Annotated in this window: 15 protein-coding genes and 1 tRNA gene; 5 read left to right on the forward strand and 11 right to left on the reverse strand. The window is 63.7% G+C overall.

Going from position 1 to position 14,653, the window contains the following annotated elements:
- Positions 1-8 precede the first annotated feature (8 nt).
- The 3 genes from ABIB54_RS12350 to ABIB54_RS12360 form a co-directional block, all read right to left on the reverse strand.
- A complete protein-coding gene (locus tag ABIB54_RS12350; protein WP_354575819.1) occupies positions 9-851 on the reverse strand; it encodes a DUF1684 domain-containing protein in 843 nt (280 codons plus the stop codon).
- A gap of 264 nt (positions 852-1,115) precedes the next feature.
- On the reverse strand, positions 1,116-1,319 hold the full coding sequence (locus ABIB54_RS12355; protein WP_147784641.1) for a cold-shock protein: 204 nt from the start codon (positions 1,317-1,319) through the stop codon (positions 1,116-1,118).
- A gap of 289 nt (positions 1,320-1,608) precedes the next feature.
- Complete coding sequence (locus ABIB54_RS12360) at positions 1,609-1,773, reverse strand: hypothetical protein (protein ID WP_354575820.1); 165 nt, start codon at positions 1,771-1,773, stop codon at positions 1,609-1,611.
- Between the two features lie 74 nt (positions 1,774-1,847).
- Between ABIB54_RS12360 and ABIB54_RS12365 the strand changes: the two genes are divergently transcribed.
- A complete protein-coding gene (locus ABIB54_RS12365; protein ID WP_354575821.1) occupies positions 1,848-2,933 on the forward strand; it encodes a winged helix DNA-binding domain-containing protein in 1,086 nt (361 codons plus the stop codon).
- Positions 2,934-3,077: 144 nt separating this feature from the next.
- Here the strand turns inward: ABIB54_RS12365 and ABIB54_RS12370 are convergent, their stop codons facing one another.
- From ABIB54_RS12370 to ABIB54_RS12400, 7 genes are all read right to left on the reverse strand, one after another.
- Positions 3,078-3,437, reverse strand: a complete 360-nt coding sequence (locus ABIB54_RS12370) for a hypothetical protein (protein WP_354575822.1) — start codon at positions 3,435-3,437, stop codon at positions 3,078-3,080.
- Positions 3,438-3,554: 117 nt separating this feature from the next.
- A complete protein-coding gene (locus tag ABIB54_RS12375; protein WP_354575823.1) occupies positions 3,555-5,585 on the reverse strand; it encodes a glycosyl hydrolase in 2,031 nt (676 codons plus the stop codon).
- On the reverse strand, positions 5,585-6,316 hold the full coding sequence (locus ABIB54_RS12380) for an efflux RND transporter periplasmic adaptor subunit (RefSeq protein WP_354575824.1): 732 nt from the start codon (positions 6,314-6,316) through the stop codon (positions 5,585-5,587). Before ABIB54_RS12380 ends, ABIB54_RS12375 begins: the two co-directional genes overlap by 1 nt.
- Positions 6,313-8,091 (reverse strand): glycosyltransferase family 2 protein, encoded by a 1,779-nt coding sequence (locus ABIB54_RS12385; protein WP_354575825.1) that lies wholly within the window; start codon positions 8,089-8,091, stop codon positions 6,313-6,315. The genes ABIB54_RS12380 and ABIB54_RS12385 overlap by 4 nt, the downstream gene beginning before the upstream one ends.
- Before the next feature lie 395 nt (positions 8,092-8,486).
- Positions 8,487-8,560 (reverse strand) — tRNA-Ile (locus tag ABIB54_RS12390).
- Positions 8,561-8,631: 71 nt separating this feature from the next.
- Positions 8,632-9,882 carry a glycosyltransferase gene (locus ABIB54_RS12395; protein ID WP_354575826.1) on the reverse strand — a complete coding sequence of 417 codons (1,251 nt, stop codon included), beginning with the start codon at positions 9,880-9,882 and terminating at the stop codon, positions 8,632-8,634.
- Positions 9,883-9,904: 22 nt separating this feature from the next.
- Positions 9,905-10,846 carry a DMT family transporter gene (locus tag ABIB54_RS12400; protein WP_354575827.1) on the reverse strand — a complete coding sequence of 314 codons (942 nt, stop codon included), beginning with the start codon at positions 10,844-10,846 and terminating at the stop codon, positions 9,905-9,907.
- Between the two features lie 40 nt (positions 10,847-10,886).
- On the opposite strand from ABIB54_RS12400, the gene def reads away from it, so the two are divergent.
- The 4 genes from def to ABIB54_RS12420 all read left to right on the forward strand — a co-directional run bounded on the left by def (position 10,887) and on the right by ABIB54_RS12420 (position 13,307).
- Complete coding sequence (def, locus tag ABIB54_RS12405) at positions 10,887-11,453, forward strand: peptide deformylase (RefSeq protein WP_354575828.1); 567 nt, start codon at positions 10,887-10,889, stop codon at positions 11,451-11,453.
- Positions 11,454-11,472: 19 nt separating this feature from the next.
- Positions 11,473-11,949: a GNAT family N-acetyltransferase gene (locus tag ABIB54_RS12410; protein ID WP_354575829.1), complete on the forward strand. Its 477-nt coding sequence runs from the start codon at positions 11,473-11,475 to the stop codon at positions 11,947-11,949.
- Between the two features lie 382 nt (positions 11,950-12,331).
- Entirely contained in the window at positions 12,332-12,532 is a 201-nt protein-coding gene (locus ABIB54_RS12415; protein ID WP_354575830.1) for an antitoxin VbhA family protein, read from the forward strand.
- Positions 12,525-13,307 (forward strand): Fic/DOC family protein, encoded by a 783-nt coding sequence (locus ABIB54_RS12420; RefSeq protein WP_354575831.1) that lies wholly within the window; start codon positions 12,525-12,527, stop codon positions 13,305-13,307. The genes ABIB54_RS12415 and ABIB54_RS12420 overlap by 8 nt, the downstream gene beginning before the upstream one ends.
- Here the strand turns inward: ABIB54_RS12420 and ABIB54_RS12425 are convergent.
- Positions 13,293-14,594, reverse strand: coding sequence for a hypothetical protein (locus ABIB54_RS12425; protein ID WP_354575832.1), 1,302 nt, complete (start codon positions 14,592-14,594; stop codon positions 13,293-13,295). The genes ABIB54_RS12420 and ABIB54_RS12425 overlap by 15 nt on opposite strands.
- Positions 14,595-14,653 lie beyond the last annotated feature (59 nt).

Here is a 14,653-nt window from a genome sequence, read left to right on the forward strand (position 1 = left end):
AATGCAGCTCACTCGTGCAGCAGCGAACCGTCCTTCTTCAGAACCTGTTTCTCGCCGGCCTCGATCGGCACGGTGAACCGGTTCTGCCGGGGCGGCATCGGGCAGTTGAAGGCATAGCTGAAGGCGCACGGCGGAAGAATGGCCCGGTTGAAGTCGAGGGTGATCGTGCCATCCGCATTCGGCGCGACGAAGAGGAAGCGCCCGACGCTGTAGGTGCTGTCGCCGCTCGTCGCATCGGAGAAGACCAATTGCAGCGCCCGGCCCGCCTTGAAGGCGGCGAGGTTGTAGTCGACGCCGTCCTTGGAGAACGTGATCTCGCCGGGGATCGGCAGCTCGCGGGTCTTGCCGTCGTCCTTGAGGTGCTCGAACCCCACGGTCGTGCCATCCGGAAGCTCGGTGAAGGTGCCCGTCACCACCCACTCGGGGTCGTAATCGAAGGCCGAGATGGAGCCGAACTCCCGGATCCCCTCCGAGTTCGAGTCCCAGACGCGAAGCGCGTAAGTGCCCTCTTCGCTCGCGATCACGAAGCCGGTAACGGAGTCGCTGAACACGATCGCGCTCGGCTGCTCGTCATCCTTGCCCCGCACCGTCGCTTCGCCATCCACCAGCAGGCCATCGACGGTGATGTTGTCGGATGCCTCCGCGGTCAGCTTCAGTCCCGATTCGCCCTTCGGCAACGGGGCCCAGGTGCCCGGCACTCCCCAGATCGTCTGCGACGAGTCGATCCATTGGGTGTTGACGAGGGCGAGACTGCCCGTGGGCTGCACCACCGAGAGTTCACGCCGACCGTGATAGGTCGCATAGGCCTCCTCCGGAGTCGGAGCGGCCGTCTGGGCGGTGGTGTCGGTCATGGTTCCATCCTTACTGAAGTAACTGGCCGTGCTGAACACACTGGAGCCAACGACGACCGTGGCACGCGCATTCCCCGCTTCGCCCGCGCGGGGGAACGAAAAAACCGGTCCCGCACGAATGCGGGACCGGTTCGTTTCGGAGTATCAGCTGCGATGGGTCAGACCCACAGCATGTGTGCATCCTTATCCGTGAGGAAGGGCACCCACAGCGCCTATTCGGCGCACGAAGCTGCATCCAGTTCGGCCACTACGGCCAACTTTTAGTTACAGGGGGCGAATGTTCTCGGCCTGGGGTCCCTTGGGGCCCTGGGCGAGGTCGAATTCGACCTTCTGGTTCTCGTCAAGCGACTTGTAGCCGCTCGAGGCGATCGCCGAGTAGTGTGCGAACACGTCCGGGCTTCCGTCGTCCGGGGCGATGAATCCAAAGCCCTTTTCAGCGTTGAACCACTTCACTGTTCCTAGTGCCATAATTTTCTCCTTCAGGAGTCTTCGCGCGAACCCGACTTTCGGGCCCGCTCGTCGCGGTGTTCATCGTCCGCTCCCGAAAGAAACATGGCACTCTTCGCTTCGATTATTGCTAACCGCCGCGGCGAGCTCCAAGCATTCAAGATGTGCGAGGTACTGCAACTGCACAGCTAACTGTAGTGCACACACCCCGTTTTAGGCACCCGTGTGACAAGAACGGAACACATTCGTCTCGATTTATTCTCTGCGCGTTCACGTTCGGGGCGGCCGCACGCCCGGATTCGTGCGGATTTCAGGCCTTGGAGCGGCTGCCGCCGCGCCGGATATATCCGACGATCCCGGTGACCACGAAAAGGATGATTCCGATCACGGCGAGCCAGAACAGTCCTTTGATGACGAAGCCGAGCACGGCGAGGACGAGCCAGATGACGAGGAGGAGAACAATGAATCCGATCATGCGATTCACGGTACTCCTCTCTGGCGCGGATCGGGCACCCACTGGGCGTCGGTCGTTGGCACCATACTGAAGCGATGGCTGCGGCACCCACCGTCATCTCGCAGGACGACCTGCTCGGTCTCAGACTCGCGTGCCAACTGATCACGACCGATGCGAGCGGCCCGCGAGACGTGGCTTCCACGGTTCGGCGGATGTTCGCCACGCAGTCGCAGGACTTCGCGCAGTCGGTGTGGGGCATCGGCCTGCGCACGCCGGGGGCACACCGTTCCGACGTGCTTGCGGCGATGGCCTCCGGCTCCATCGTGAGGTCGTCGTCCCTGAGAGGAACGCTGATGCTGGTCGCAGCCGAGGATCTGCGCGGCATCCTCACCCTGACGGCGGAACGCACCATCGCCGCGTCTCGCACCCGCCAGCGCCGGCTCGAGCTCGACGAGGAAACGATGTCTCGTGCTCGAACAGTGGTGGAGACGGCCCTTGCCGGTCGGCGGGCACTCCCCCGGGACGCCGTTCTGCGGAGGCTCGAGAACGCGGGCATCCGCACCGATGCGCAGAGGGGGCACCACATCCTCTGGTTGCTCGCCGAGCGGGGAATCGTCTGCTGGGGGCCACCGAGCGGGACACAGCAGGGACTGGTTCTGCTGGAGGAATGGATCGCCGCGACACGCACCGTCGACCGGGAGGAGCAACTGCGGCGATGTGTGGTTCGCTACTTCGCGGGTCATGGGCCGGCCACGATCGCCGATCTCGCGTGGTGGGGCAGCTTGACCATTGCGGATGTGCGGCGGGGCATCGCCTCGGCCGGCGATGCCCTCTGCGAAGTGACGGCGGACGGCACGGACTATTGGATGACTTCCGACGAACACTCGCGGCCACTCGCCGTGGGCACCGTCGCATTGCCGGGGTTCGACGAGTACCTGCTCGGCTACTCCGATCGATCCGCCGCGCTCACGCCGGAATACGTCGAGAGGGTCGTGCCGGGCAGCAACGGCATCTTCCGGCCGACCATCGTCGCTGCCGGGCGCGTGATCGGCACGTGGAGACGAACTCTCCTGAAGGGGCTCTGGCAGATGACGCCGGAGCCGTTCGAGGGTCTCACCCGTGGTCAGGCCCGTGCGTTCGAGGCGAGCGCGGAGGCGTATCGCGAGTTCACTTCCTGGTAGAGTCTCGCGGACGATCCTCCGTCAGACGAAGGTGACATCACACGTGAGACACAGCCACTCGGATTCGCGGCGCTCCAACCCACCGCCGCACAGCGGGCATTCCAGATCGTTCGGCATCTGTCGTCTCCCTCAGCTCGGTTCGAGTCAGTACAGTTCGAGGTCACCTGTCGCAGGATCCACCGCGTCGAGGTCTGTGCCCGCGATCGGACCGCCGAACGCATGGGCGCTGGTGGCGCCGAGCTGAGAGGCCCGCGCGCGAAGGGCGGCCGCAGCATCCCGGGTATCCGGCTCCGGGAGCGATGTCTCGATCGGGGTGGTCAAGAGCTCACTGGATGGCCCGATCACCAGTCTCACCGAGACGACGCGGCCATCCTCGAGTACGACCGGCAGCGAAACCACCTCGCCAACACCGCTCATTGCGGCCGATGCTGCGAAATCGAGCAGCGCAGCTGCCCCGTCATCACTGGTGATGAACGACTCTCCCCCGTACGAAACACGTTGCATGCCTCTACCGTGGCCCTGAATGCTCGCGAAGAGGAGGTCATTGCGCGAATACGGAGGAAGGCGTAATAACTCTCGTCACGCCCTCCCCGCCCCTTCGGCTGCCGCGCCGCGCCTAGGTCAGTCGCGGGTCATGATCCAGGCGAGCATGTAGCTGCGCGAATTGCCATCGTCGATGAATTTCTCGGGCAGTCCCTTCGCCGTCGCCAGTGCAGTTTTGGCCTGGTCTGCCCCTCCGAGCGCCGCATACATCAGGAGGTAGTCGCCGAACTGCTTGTTGTAGTCGCCAGAGGTGGCCTCGCTCACGCTCTTCGCGATGCGCTTCGGATCTCCGCCGAGGTAACCGCTCGCCGGACTCATCGGAATGAGCTGGATGCCGAGTTTGGCGTTCGCATCGGCGCTGAACCAGGTGGAGTAGTCGCGCTTTCCCCCCCAGTTGAGAGCGACGACCGAATGCGTGTAGTTCGCGTAGACCGGGTCGGAGGTGTCGACATCGGTCCAGTACGCGCGAGCGGATGCCGCTTCGCTCGCCAGCATCCACGAAGCTTCCGTCTTCAACCGGCTGTTGTCGCTCACCGAGGCCCACAGGGCGAGGCCGTTCCAGGCGTTGACCGCTTCGGAGCTGGACTCCAGGTTGTTACCGTCGGCGAAGGGCGAATAGCCGGAGGCCCAGGAGTGACCGGCGTAGGCGTCGAATCCCCGGCGATCGGGAAAGTATTTCGAGCCGCCGCTGGAGGCGAGATCCGCCGCGAGGAGGTTCATCACCGGGGTGATCTCGGTGCGGAGCTTCGAATCGTGAGCGGCGGCGACACTCGCCGCGTACAGGAAATATCCGTAGTGGAAGTTGTGGTCGTTGAACTGGTCGGAACCGAACGACGCGGCGAGCCCGACGATGCCCTTCATCTTGGGGTCGTAGACGAAACAGCGCTCCGTGTTGGACTTGCAGCGCGTCGGGTCCGTCCACTCGCGCAGCGCGTCGCTGAGCTTCGCGCCGACAGTCTTGGCCGAAGCGGTGTCGCCCAGCTGATCGGCGAGCATCAGCAGGTTCGCGAGCCGGTAGAGGGCCTTGCCGCCGAAGTAGGTGTCGGCCGGAAGCGCGGCGGTCTTCGTGACATCCTGCGCGAGGGACGCAGTGAGTTCCGCCTTCTTGGCCGCGTCGAGAGAGCCAAGATCGATCGTGTCGGATGCCCCGACCGTCGGGCTCGTCCACGAGAGGGACTTGCCGGCGCAGAGCTTCATGGTGCCGTAGATCGACGGATAGCTACCCAGGGTGCACGGGGGCGTGGTCATCGATTTCTGCTGGTGCGGAAGCGTGGCGATCAGGGTGTTCTCGGCCTTCGCCGTCGCATAGGCGAGTGTTGTCGAGGCGGTGGAACCGCCGCTGCTGTAGTCGAGCGTGACCCCCGTGACCGGGAGCGCACTGGCGGCAACCTCTGACAGGGTGCTATCGGACGGCACGGGGAACCAGACCGCTGTCGCACCATCCACGAGGCTGAGCGCGGTGCCGTCCTTCGACAGGGAACCGGTGGTGCGCATCCCGTAGGTGGTCTTTCCGACCTTGGCGGAGTAGACCCCCTTGCCGGCGGAGCTGAACTTCTGACCGAGCGTGAGCGTGACCTTCTTGGCTGCGGTGAAGCTGACCAGTGGCGATCCCTCGGCGATGACGGTGGAGCCGAGGGTGCTGCCGGAGCCCGTCTTGTGCGCGATGGTCACGGAGGCATCGTCGTAGCCGGTGATCTCACTGGCGCTCGCTCCCGCGTCGATGGTCACGCTGGGAGCATTACCACCCGTGATGGTGTTCGCTGTGGTCGTGACCTCGGGAAGGCCGAAGGTGAATCCAGAGTCGGTCAGACCGAAGGAGAGTGGCAGCGGGAAGACGGGGAGCGGATGCTCGCCGAAGACCAGCCCGGAGAACCAGCGGTTCGTCGGCGGCACGAGCCCGTGAGCGAGCCGAGTGACCGGGACCTCGCCGACGGTCTTGTGCGGAAGCTTGGCGATGGTCGAGCCGATGGAGCTGTCGGAGAGCACGTGCGTGCTCGGCGACCCCGCTGTGGTGCCGGGTCCGCTGCAGGCGGCGACCAGCGAGACGATCACGCCGGCCGCGAGTAGGCCGCTGGTGCGGAGGAGGGTGGTCTGTGTGGAGCGGGTCATCAAATTCCGATCTGCTCGAGGAGCGAGAAGAACGAGTCCTTCACGCCGGCAAGCGGTCCATCATCGCGGAGGTGCAGGATTGCGGTCACCGGAGTTCCCGGCTCGACGAGACCGTCGTTGCTGCCAGCGATCAGGTCTTTGCTCGTGACCTTGATCTCGGCATCCGCCTTACCGCCGACGGTCTGCACCTTGACGTCGGAGACGACACCCGAGATGCGCTGGTGGTTCGGGAGCACGATCTCGACACTGCCGTTCTTCTGGATGCGGGCGAAGTCGTAGGAATCGACCCGGAACTTGGCGAGGACGAACAGGGGGCCGGTGCGGTCGATCGTGGCGAGCGGCTGACCCGCCCCGACGAGCCCGCCGACCTGTGCCTTCACGCTCGAGACGATGCCGGGCTCGGTCGCGGTGAGGGTGAGGGTGCCATCGGTCGAGGTCGTATAGGCGGTGCTGACCGGAGAGGTCTTCGGAGACGAGAGGTCCCTCAACAGTGTCGCGCTCTGGATGGTCATGAGCGGGTCGCCCTTCTTCACCTGGTCACCCGCCTTCACGGATGCCGCGATGACGGATCCCGAGTAGTCGGATCCCACGGAGTAGGAGATGGCGTCGAGAGACGCGGATCCGCTGGCCACCTGGTTCTGTCGCTGGTTGAGCACGAGGGTTGCGCTCGCCACGATGGCAAGCACGAGCATCAGTCCGCCGAGGAGGCGGAATCGGTTTCCCCAGGTCATCGGGTCACCATTCCTTTCGAGTTGAAGACTTCGGATGTCGCGGCCTCACTGCCGGTCGCGACTCGGTGCACCGGGATGGCGCGAGTTGTGGGGCGAGCCGCAGAGCGCGGCACACGGGCGAAGGAGGGATTGAGTTGGGGCCGGGCGGGCACCGCGACGCGGGCGAGGTGCGACTCCTTCAGCGCCGCTCCGATGAACACCGCGAAGACGAGCGTGCTCGTGAGGTTCCAGGCCGTGGCAAGGGTGATCGTGCCGTGTCCGACATCCTTCATCACCGCCACGATGGAGGTGAGAAACAGGAACGCGAACATGAGCACTTGCGGGATCATGAAGTTGAACGGTGACACCCGTTTGCCGGCCGCTCCCGTGACGTGCCACTTCTGCTCACGCCCCGAGAAGACATTGATGAACGCGCGAATGTAGATGGGGAACGACACCGTGGCCATGACGAGGGTCGCCGGACGGAAGGATCCCATCGTGTTGAAGGCCAGCAGAATCTGGAGGCCGTAGAAGCCGAGGTAGAAGAGCAACCAGGTGAGCCAGGTGACGGTGAGGTTCACCGGCCGGAGGTCGAAATAGATCTCGAGCGGAGGCACCATCAGCAGCAGAAGGGGAGTGATTCCCACCAGGTAGTGGGTGGCCGTGACGGTGTACTGCAGGCGCTGGTCCATCGTGAGACGGCGGCGCGGGTTGAGCGGGTTGCGGCGCATCAGGATCTCGAAACCGCCGGATGCCCAGCGCAACTGCTGCTTGGTGTAGTCCTCGACGGTCTCGGGGGCGTCTCCGACCGCGAGGGTCACCGGGATGTAGACCGAGCGCCAGCCGTTCTCGTGCAGCATGAGGGAGGTCCAGACGTCCTCCGACTTGGAGTCGGTGAACATGCCCCCGATGTCGTTGATGGCTTCGCGGCGGAAGATCACGTTGGTGCCGACGCAGAAGGCGGCATTAAATCGGTTGCGACCGGGCTGGATGAACCGGTAGAACACCGACTGCATGAAGCCGGCACCGCTCGAGACGAGGTTCTTGATGTTGCCGTAGGTCTGCGGGGTCTGCACGAACGCGACGTTGCTGTCGATGAAGAAGGGCACGGTCTCGTAGAGGAAGTCCTCTTTCGGCACGAAGTCCGCATCGAAGATGGCGTAGAACTGGCCGCTGCTGATCGAGAGGGCGTGGTTGACGTTGCCGGCCTTCGCACCATTGTTGGACAGGCGGCGCACGTACCGCGCACCGAGTTCGGCGGCCAGGTCGCGCACGGCATCCGATCCCCCGTCGTCGAGGATCCAGGTGAGGTGCTCGCCGCGCATCGCGATGGCCGCCGTGGCCGTGCGGCGGATGGTGGCGACATCCTCCCCGTACACCGTGATGAAGACGTCGATGCCGATGCGGGCGTCTTCGAGGAAGACTCCCCAGTGCTCGGGATGGGCCTCGGTGCCCTCCTTATCGATGGCAGCGGCGTCGAAGAGACGCTCCTGGGAGTGGTGGAACGCGAAGTCGCGCGGGTCGACGCCCCCGGACAGGATCGTCCACATGGAGACGAGCGCTTGCGCTACGAGGATCACCTCGGCGGTGATGACCAGCGAGTACGGCAGCCAGTCCCCGCGGTTGGCCGGGTTCAGCAGGAAGAACGTGTAGGCGAGCACTCCGACCGTGGCAATGAGCACGAAGAGTACGAGGGTCGGGGAGTTCGCGGCACCGTTCTCGGCGACGCGGGGCTGCGGTGCGTACTCGCTGCGGCGCTCGCCTTGAAACGGCTTGTCCTTCCAGAGTTGACTCACAGTGCTGTTCTCCATTCCGTAGGGCGCGCGGGTACGCGTGGTGGCAGGGGGCTGCCCGGGGCGACGACGATGGCCTGTGCAGGGGGCGCCATGCCCGCCGTACACATAGAAAAGGCACTCTCTACGAGTGCGGGCCGCGTGACCGTCAGGTCTTCTGGGGGCTTCGCTCTCGGATTGTGCCTGTTCAACAGTAGACACCCGACCGAGCGGATGTCCCGCTATATGAGAGCTTTGTAATGAAGCCCCGCGGGGGTGATTTCGGGGTATTTGCCGGTCAGCCGGCATATCCAACGTCTCATCGCCCGCACACACTCAACGGGGTCGCGGCGGAATCCCAGCTTGAGCGGCGCACCGGTGCAAGCGTGCCGAGGGCGTGCATGCCAATGATTGTTCGGTGGGGCGGACGGGACTTGAACCCGTGACCGACGGATTATGAGTCCGCTGCTCTAACCAGCTGAGCTACCGCCCCGCAGCGCCCGAAAGGAACGGTGCGTCACCACGATACAGGCTGGCGCGGCACCGACACTGAGGCGAGAAGCGCTAGCTGACCTGCTCGTCGAGTGAGGCATCCGTCACCGGATCGGTGACCTTCTCTCCGCGGTAGAGCTGCTCGAAGATGTTGAGGGTGCGCTGGATGTCGTGGGCCGCGATGTAGCGCAGGCTCGCATCCTTCATGCTGCGCAACTCCGCATCGGGCAATCGAAGCACGCGGCTCAGCTTGTCGGCCAGGTCCTTCGCGTTACCCGGTTCGAAGAGGTAGCCGTTCTGCCCCTCGTGCACGAGATGCGGCAACGCCATCGCGTTGGCAGCGACCACCGGGAGCCCGGAGGCCATCGCCTCCATCGTGGCGATGCTCTGGAGCTCCGCAATCGAGGGCATGGCGAAAACGGTGGAATGGGTGAGAGAGGCACGGAGCTGCTCATCCGTCACATAGCCGGTGAACGTGACGCGCTTGTCGATGCCGAGCTCCCGCGTGAGCTGCTTCAACTGGTTCATCTGGTCGCCGCCGCCGACGATCTCGAGCTGCACGTCGAGGGCCGGGTCGATCAGGGCGATTGCCTTCATGAGCACATCGAGGTGTTTCTCGCCCGATACGCGTCCGACGAAGATGACGCGATTCTCGGTGCGTGGCTCGAAGTCGGCGGTGTAGAGCGCCGCGTCGATGCCGCAGGAGATGGCATGAACGTGCTCGAGGTTTGTCTCGGTCTCGAGGAAGTCTGCGGCCTTACGGCTGGGCGAGGTCACCGCCTCGCAGTAGGCGAAGGTGGTCGAGGCATCCTTCCACGCGGCTCCGATCGCCCATTTGCGGGCGAACTGCGGAAGGCGGGTGTGGTCGATGAGGTTCTCGGGCATGAAATGGTTGGTGCCGATCACGCGGATGCCGCGCTTCGCGGCCTGCCGCGCGAGTCCGCGACCCACGACGATGTGGGACTGGATGTGCACGACATCGGGCTTGAACTCGTCGAGGATTCGAGCGGCGTGGGCCTGGCTGCGCCACGGAAGCACGAACCGCAGCCAGTCGTGCGGATACCAGCGCCAGGAGTAGACGCGGTGGACGACGAACTCCGCACCGTCGTGCTTCTCGAGGAAGGCGCCGGTGGTGCTGTTGAAGGCCGGGGCCTCGACGTGCACCGTGTGACCGCGCTCGGTGAGGCCGGCGGCGAGTCGGGAGCCGAAGTTCGCGGCTCCGTTGACGTCGGGGGGAAAGGTGTCGGCACCGATCAGGATGCGAAGGGGTGCCTTTGCATCCTGCGGGGCGTCGTGCGGGGTGTCGGACAAAGTCTTAAGCATCCCTTGCAGTTGAAACCATCGGTTACAGCCTAGCGGCGGCTTCGGGCTGTCGTCGCGACAACTGCACCACACCGTACACGGCAAGCGCTCCCGCCACGGCGAACGCGAGGATCGCGTACCAGGGCGCTCCGGACGCCTCCTGCAACACGACGATGCCGATGGACACCGCGACGATGGGGTCGATCACGGTGAGACCGGCGATCACGAGGTCGGGCGGCCCGGAGCTGTAGGCAGTCTGCACGAAGTAGCCGCCGAGTACCGTAGCGACGAGAAGTGCGACGACGCACGCGATCGTGAGCCACTCGAATCCCTGGGCGCCGTTGAGGATGATTGTGTGCACCCGGTCGATGACGACCTTGGCGAGGGTCGCGACGAAACCATAGAGCACGCCGGCGCCCACGATGTAGATCAGGGGTCCGAACTTCTTGCGCAGGAAGGCGAAACCCAGAGCGAAGGCGATGGTGACCACGCCGAGCAGGATCAACACGGTCACGAGCTCCGTCTGGGTGATCTCCTTAGACCTGGCGAAGATGGTGGCGAAGGTCACGAAGAGTCCGACGCCTCCGACGCAGAAGATGATGGGGCGGATGGCATCCTGCTTCAGCTTCACCCCGGACACCCGGGCGTTGACGATGGCCGTGATGATCAGGGCGATCGCGCCGAGCGGCTGGACCACGATGAGCGGCGCGAAAATGAGCGCGGTGAGCTGGAAGACGACCGCGAGTCCCAGCATCAGGGTGCCGATCACCCACGAGGGGCGGCGCAGGAGAAGGAGAAGCTGGCCGAGGTTGAGGCCTGCGGTGGAGGGGGCTTCGGTGAGGCTGTCGACCTTGGTGACACCGCGATGCTGGAACTGGGCACCGAGGGCGAGGAAGACGGCACCAACCAGGGCGATCGGGATACCGATATACGCGGATGGGGTGAGGGAGATCTGGTCCGAAATGGCACTGAGGTCTGGCGTCACGCCACGACCCTACCCGCTGGCCCTCCGATATTCTTGGCGAATGGCCGTCCTCCCGATTCAAATCACGGGCAATCCCGTGCTCCACTCCCGAGCATCCGAAGTGACGTCGTTCGACGCCTCGCTGACGGCGCTCGTGACCGACATGTTCGACACGATGGAGGCCGCGCCGGGCGTGGGGCTCGCGGCCCCGCAGGTCGACGTGCCTCTTCGCCTCTTCGTCTTCAATTGGACGGATGACGATGACACGCTGTGGCGCGGAGTCGCGATCAACCCCACCCTGTGGGTGAGTCCGGTTCCGATCGGGCCGGCGGATGAGGAGAACGAGTCCGAGGGCTGCCTCTCGGTGCCCGGGGAGCGGTACCCGCTTCGACGGTCGGAGCTGGCCATCCTCAGTGCCGTCGATCTGGACCAGAATCCATTCGAGATCCGGGCAGAGGGATGGCTCGCCCGCATCTTCCAGCACGAATACGACCACCTCGAGGGCGTGCTGTATGTCGACCGTCTCGACCACGCGGCGAGCAAGGCTGCCGCGAAGGCCGTGAAGAAGAGCGGCTGGGGAGAGCCTGGGCTGAGCTGGATGCCGGGGGTCGACGATCTCGAAGGCTGAGGCCCGAGCGTCAGATCTGGTGATCCGGCAGCCACGGTTCTCCGAGGCGGCGGCGATCGCGGCGATCCAGGTGGACGGGTTGCGAGATACCTACGGCCACCTTCTGCCCGCGGAGTTCTCTGGCGACGCCGCCCTTCGTCGGCGCAGTGCCATGTGGACGAAGATCCTCGGCGGCGAGACTATTCCCGACCGGCTGTTCGTCGCCGAGTCATCGAGCCGCATCCAGGGATTCGCGTTTGTCGGCAGCAGTCTCGAAGCTCGTCCCGCTCGTGAGCTGTGCCTCCACATGATCTATGTCCGCAGTGAGCAACATGGCACGGGCATCGGTCAAGCCCTCCTCGAGGCTGCGGGCAGGGAGGATCCCCTGCAACTCTGGATGGCAAAGGACAACCCGCGGGCATATGCGTTCTACCGGCGAAACGGGTTCGTTTTCGAAGGAACGGAACGGGTCGACAGTGCGGCAGACGATCTCGAGGAGATCCAACTCGTCAGGTGACGCGGTGCGACGGCGTGCGGGGGTTGGCGCGCACTGGTGGGGTGTCGCGCGGGTGGGGTGTCGCCGGTGGGGTGTCGCGCGGGTTGCGTCTCGCGGGTTGCGTCTCGCGGGTTGCAACTCGCGGGTTGCGTCTCGCGGGTTGGGTCTCGCGGGACCCGATACTGGTTTCTGCGTCGGGGCTCCTATGGCGCCCTCGTCCGCGCGGCCCCTCCTCCACAGCGACGTACCCGACGGATTATCCGCAGATTTGACAAAGCCCTTCAAATCTGTATCTGTTTTACGATTCCAGTGAGATAGACCGGACACCGGGACGATGACAAATTCCCCATTGCCGCGCATAAGACAGTTGTCCGCGTTAAGCTTTGACTAGGAGATGAACTAGATGACGATCGCACCAGAGGCACCGGCCTCACTGTCGAAGGAAGAGCGAGCAGACAGCGCCGCTCAGTCCCTGCACAGCGCTGAGCTCGAAGGTCACTCCGTTACGCCCGCTACCCAGCTGGACACAGAGATGTACGTGTCCGGGGAGATCGACTCGCAAGAGCTTCTCCGTCGGGTCAGGGCTCGATACAACGTTGGCTGAGTTTTCCTTCACGGACCCATACATCGATCCCGAAACTGGGATCCTCCGGAATCTCATTGGTGCGCGCACCCAAGCTGAACTTGATGACGCGGAGTTTGACCTTGTCCACGCTGCCGAGATAGTTCTCCGCGAGAATCCGCCTACGGACACGCGAGACATCAACGAATGGCGAGCAATTCACAGGTCGCTCTTCGGCGACATATATGCGTGGGCCGGTGAACTAAGGACCGTCGACATTGCGAAGTCGAGCGCTGGCGTTGGGTTTCAGTTCATGGGAGTCTCCTTCTTTGACAACGCCATTCCGTTTGCCGAGAACGAGATTCAGAGGGCATTCGCCAAAAAATTCGTTACGCGCGATGAGTTCATCGCCCGGCTCGCGGAGCAATACAGCAACCTCAACGTCCTTCACCCTTTCCGCGAAGGAAATGGGCGGACACAGCGCTTCTTCTGGAGCCAGGTGGCTCGTACTTTTGGATACTCGTTGGACTGGCGGTCAATTACCGCAGACCAGAACGCCGAGGCCTCAGCTGTGGCCGCCGTTTCAGTGGACTACCAGCTTCTCGTCGGGATGTTCAGTCAGGTTGTTGACAGAATCGGTCCAGCAAGTACTCCATTCTCAGGAGTCATCCTGGGCCGCCCGGCCGGTCGCCAGGAACACCCGCTACCCGCGCCTCAATTTGGCTCATGCGCTGTTTTCATGCCGCGCGCGAAGAAGCCCTGCGTGCTTACGTCCGGACACCGGGGGCACCATCGTTCAGTCCTAAGGACGAGCTAGTTTCGCCAGCTCCCGCTTGATACGCGCGTCTCGCATTGAGATCTGAGCCTCTTCCGCCCAGAGGCTCGCGAGCAGGTTTTCACCGGCAGCATTGGCATTCGGGTCGTAGGCCTCTCGGTAAGTGCGGTGGGGGCGGCCGTGGTGAGCGTCCAGATAGGCGCGGATGTCCGTTGCGTAGTCGGTGGCGTTGTCGACGCGCAGATACGCCATTCGAATGAGGCTGAGAAGCTGGTTCAACCTTGCTCGGTTTCGGAACATGAACGCCCGCGGTCGGAGGACAGCCTTCAACTCTCGTAGGGGCTGCTCTACTGCGCTGTTTGAGTAGACCGGCGGGATCCTCGATCGTCCTTGGGTTTGTCCCCTCATCCAAGTTTCGTTACGGTCGAGCCACCTGTTTGTCATGACCAGATGCGATCGGCTTCTGACCTCGACTTCGAATTCGTCCCAACGCTCCCGCGATTTCAGGGCTCTTTGGAATACCTTGCGCGCGGGATCATCTGCGGCGAGTTTGTCGCTGTCGAACGCGGCTCGAACCCGCTGGGTGAGGTGGAATTCGCAGTGATGAACCAGGTTTACCGTGGCCCATTCTCCCCAGTGAATGTCGATGCCCGACCGAATTGCATTGTCCTGATCACAGACAATTGACCCCGGTTTTCCGGGCAATGACCCCAGGAATTCCGCCCAGGCGCGTCCATCACTGCTGGGCGCTGCTTCTAGCTTCCAGAGCCTGCCATTCGAGCCGTCCTTCTCATATCCGAACGCGGCCAAAATGCAATAGAGGGCGAGGCTCTTCTTGGTGAGCGGATCCGTCCAGTAGAAGGGAAGTGAATCCAACACGAGCACGGCCGGCCACTCCGTGGGGTTGTGTCTGGAGGCGATTGCGGGAACGAAGTCCGCCATCCATTCCGCGACGGTCTGCCCGTTGATGACATCGCGAGGCACACTTGTCTTGCCGATGTTGGCCCGAGCTCGAACTCGTTTCGCAGCATCTGTGTAGGTCCGCCCTCTACCCAAATCGACGAGCGCTCCCGCGATCTCCCGCACTAGGTATTCGCCCTCTGCCGGCGCCACTGGCCCCTCGTGCGGAGCGATGTGGTTCTCGCATTCCACGCAGGTTCCGTCGATCGTGAGTGTCCTGCTCATCAGGCCGAGGAACCGATGATATGAACCATCAGGGAGCACACAACGCCACCGCTGCTTCTTGCGTCCGCCACCACTCTGGATCCCGTCACGGATGATCCTGGCGTGCTCGTGACCGCGGGGGCAGCTAGGCACTTCGGCACTCACGGCGAGCCCCTCTCGATCAGGGGATCAGGATATTCCTATCTCACTGAAATCGTAAGACT

Origin of the sequence: Frigoribacterium sp. UYMn621 (assembly GCF_040549525.1) — a bacterium.
Taxonomy (GTDB): domain Bacteria; phylum Actinomycetota; class Actinomycetes; order Actinomycetales; family Microbacteriaceae; genus Lacisediminihabitans.